3 protein-coding genes are annotated in these 2,197 nt (G+C 72.3%); all 3 read left to right on the top strand.

Features of this window, described 5'->3' with window-relative positions; translation table 11 throughout:
* The first annotated feature begins 80 nt into the window (after nt 1-80).
* The 3 genes from ITI46_RS34240 to ITI46_RS34230 all read left to right on the top strand — a co-directional run bounded on the left by ITI46_RS34240 (nt 81) and on the right by ITI46_RS34230 (nt 2,193).
* Complete coding sequence (locus ITI46_RS34240) at nt 81-533, top strand: Lrp/AsnC family transcriptional regulator (RefSeq protein ID WP_209243920.1); 453 nt, start codon at nt 81-83, stop codon at nt 531-533.
* Between the two features lie 89 nt (nt 534-622).
* Entirely contained in the window at nt 623-1,438 is an 816-nt protein-coding gene (locus tag ITI46_RS34235; protein WP_209243918.1) for a hypothetical protein, read from the top strand.
* Between the two features lie 50 nt (nt 1,439-1,488).
* Nucleotides 1,489-2,193, top strand: a complete 705-nt coding sequence (locus ITI46_RS34230) for a UdgX family uracil-DNA binding protein (protein ID WP_209243916.1) — start codon at nt 1,489-1,491, stop codon at nt 2,191-2,193.
* Nucleotides 2,194-2,197 lie beyond the last annotated feature (4 nt).

Genomic DNA, 2,197 nt, shown 5'->3' with positions numbered 1-2,197 from the left:
GGGGAACTGGTCGGGGCGGTACGGGCCCCATGCCTTAGATTCGTTCCCCGGACTTCTACGTACAGGAGGCAGCGGCATCCATGGACGCGGTGGACAGGCAGCTCATCCAGGCGCTGCGGGAGAACGGCAGAGCCTCCTACGCCGAACTGGGGCGGCTGGTGGGGCTGTCGGGACCCAGTGTCACGGACCGGATCAACCGGCTCGAGGCCGCCGGGGTGATCACCGGCTACCGCGCGACCGTCGACGCCTCCTCCCTCGGCCTGGGGGTGACGGCGCTGATCGGCATCCAGCTCTCCGACGCCACCGACCACGAGGAGGTGGCCACCCGGCTGCGTGACCTCCAGGAGGTCGAGGACTGCTGGTTCATCGCCGGTGACGACTCGTACATGCTCAAGGTGCGGGCCGGGGACGTGGACGGGCTGGAGCGCACCATCCGCCGGCTGTCCGGCACCAAGGGCGTCTCCCGTACCCGGACCACGATCGTGCTGTCGACCAAGTGGGAGAACAGGGTCGGCGAGCTGCCCGAGGATTAGGAGCCCGCAGGGCCTGGCGTAGGGTCGGGAGCGCGCGAATCAGCATCAAGACGCGAGTGACGGACCGAGGCAGGCAGGTGGCGCGAGGAATGGACGCGGCGGACATCGAGCGGAAGGCCGGTTCCGGTGAGCGGCTGACCCGCGAGGACGGCATCGCCCTGTACGGCTGCGACGACCTGGCCTGGCTCGGCGGCCTCGCGCACCAGGTGCGCACGCGGCACAGCGGCGACACCGTGTACTTCGCCGCCCACAGGTCGCTGGACGTGGCGGCCGGGACGGACGTCGAGGAGGCGGTCGCGCTCGCCACCGGGGCGGCTGCCGACGGCAGCCTCGAGCTGCGGCTGACCACCGACGCCGGAACGGACTGGAGCGGGCTGCCGCATACGGTCCGCGAGCTGCGGGCCGCGCTGCCGGACGGCGTCGAACTGTCGGCGTGCGCCATGCACTACGGCGGCGCCGGAGCCTCCGTCGACCCGGCGGCCTGTGTCGAGCAGGTGCTGCGGCTGCGCGAACTCCAGGACGAGACGGGCGGGTTCCGCCTCTTCGTACCGCTGCTCCAGGACGGGCCGCGCGGCGCGACCGGCGCCGAGGTGCTGAAGACCTTCGCCGTGGCACGGCTGCTGTTCGACAACGTCGCCCATGTGGCGGCCGACTGGGCGCTGCACACTCCGCAAACCGCCCAGCTGGCCCTCCAGCACGGCGCTGACGAACTGGCCGGCCAGGTGGCGGACGACGCCGGCGAGGCCGGGCAGCCCGCCGACGCGCTCACCCGCGAGGACCTCCTGGACCTGATCCGCGACACCGGCTTCCGCCCCGCCGAACGTGACACCCGTCACACCGTGCTCCACGCCCACGAGGGCCCCGACCCCGAGCGCCGCGAGACGCCCCAGCCCATGCGGGTGTAGTGAGCGATCCACCTGTGACAGCCCCCGGCGCGCGGGGTACCGCGAGCCGTATGGCAGGGAAGGCAGGGAAGAGCGCCGCAGGTGGTGAGCGGCCCGAGGAGGCGTACGACGCGGCGCCTTTTCTCCCCGAGGCGGAGCGGCGGGTGAGCGGCAACGCGGGGCTGGAGGCGCTGCGGCGGGCGGCGGCCGGCTGCCGGGGGTGTCCGTTGCACGAGAACGCGACGCAGACCGTCTTCGGCACCGGCGACGCGCATGCCCGGGTCTTTCTGGTGGGCGAGCAGCCGGGCGATCAGGAGGACAGGCGCGGGGCACCGTTCGTCGGTCCGGCGGGCCGGATGCTGGACCGCGCGCTGGACGAGGCGGGCATCGACCCGGCGCAGACGTACGTCACCAATGCCGTCAAGCACTTCAAGTGGGCGTACGAGGAAGGGCGCGGGAAGCGGCGGATCCACAAGCCGCCGACGCTGCGGGAGATGGCGGCCTGCGGGCCGTGGCTCGCCGCGGAGCTGGCGCTGACGGAGCCCGAGGTGCTGGTGGTTCTCGGCGCGACGGCGGGCAAGGCGCTCTTCGGGTCCTCGTTCCGGGTCACCAAGGAGCGCGGTACGTGTACGGAGCGTGAAGTGCACGGGCGCACCGAGCGGGTGGTGCCCACCATTCATCCTTCGGCGATTCTGCGTGCGGGGGACGACGACCGCGCCGAGGTGTACGGGGGGTTTCTCGCGGATTTGCAGGTGGCTGCGCGAGTGCTCGATTAGGGCC

This window comes from Streptomyces oryzae (assembly GCF_017676365.1).
Lineage (GTDB): Bacteria > Actinomycetota > Actinomycetes > Streptomycetales > Streptomycetaceae > Streptomyces > Streptomyces oryzae.
The sequence above is the reverse complement of the archived record's forward strand: the minus strand, read 5'-3'. Positions and strand labels throughout refer to the sequence as shown.